This is a genomic window from Bacteroidia bacterium (assembly GCA_026932145.1).
Lineage (GTDB): Bacteria > Bacteroidota > Bacteroidia > J057 > JAIXKT01 > JAIXKT01.
Genome location: JAIXKT010000020.1, coordinates 4,411 through 5,289 on the forward strand (window position 1 = coordinate 4,411; position 879 = coordinate 5,289).

Annotated in this window: 1 protein-coding gene; it reads left to right on the top strand. The window is 42.8% G+C overall.

Annotated elements, in window-relative coordinates:
• Positions 1-344: 344 nt before the first annotated feature.
• Positions 345-794: an NAD(+)--rifampin ADP-ribosyltransferase gene (gene arr / locus LC115_05495; GenBank protein MCZ2356132.1), complete on the top strand. Its 450-nt coding sequence runs from the start codon at positions 345-347 to the stop codon at positions 792-794.
• Positions 795-879 lie beyond the last annotated feature (85 nt).

Consider the following 879-nt stretch of genomic DNA (forward strand, 5'->3'; position numbering starts at 1 on the left):
CCGTTGAGCGACATTACGCCTGCGGCGTAGTTTTGTTCTTCGTGTTTTGCTGCGCAAACACTCCCATCCAAAACAAATGTCGCTCAACGCAGCGCTTGACCTGATTTTGTCTAAGATACGCCTGGGCTTTGCGCCGGCTGCGGCTCGCACCGCTCGCCGTTCCGGCTAACGTCGCCCAACAAAACACTTGACAAAATTAGATCCCAAGAAAAAAAACACCGGAATACCAAAATAAATTTTGGTCTTCTCTTTTTTTTCTCGGAACTTCGTCAAGCGCTGCGTTAGCGGTCATTGTAGGACGACAAGCGAACCGACACAAAATATATTTAAAGTAAATAATGACAATGGAAAAAAATAACAGCGACCAAAAATCAAGCGGACACGTTGCGACACCTTTCGCACAGACATATTTTCACGGGACAAGGTCTGACTTGAAAGTAGGCGAGTTTATCGAAGTTGGTTTTAACTCTAATTACGGACAAAGGAAAAACGCAAAGTACATTTTTCTTTCAGCAACATTAGACGCTGCTATTTGGGGAGCTGAACTTGCATTTGGTGAGGAACGAGAAAGAATTTATTTAGTTGAACCAACAGGACCAATTGAAGACGACCCAGACTTGACAGACAAAAAATTTCCTGGCAACCCGACCAAATCTTATCGTTCAACAAGTCCGTTTAAAATTGTTGGAGAAGTTACCAATTGGCAAGGACACCCTCCAGAACAAGTTAAATCAATGAAAGACGCATTAGCAAAACTTAAGGAACAAGGAATAAATTCACTAAATGACGAGTAACATTAGACGACAGAAAAAAACAACGAACCGCTAACACGGGTTTTGCGTTAGTGGGCGGACAGTGCGAATAGAAACATTTGAGCAA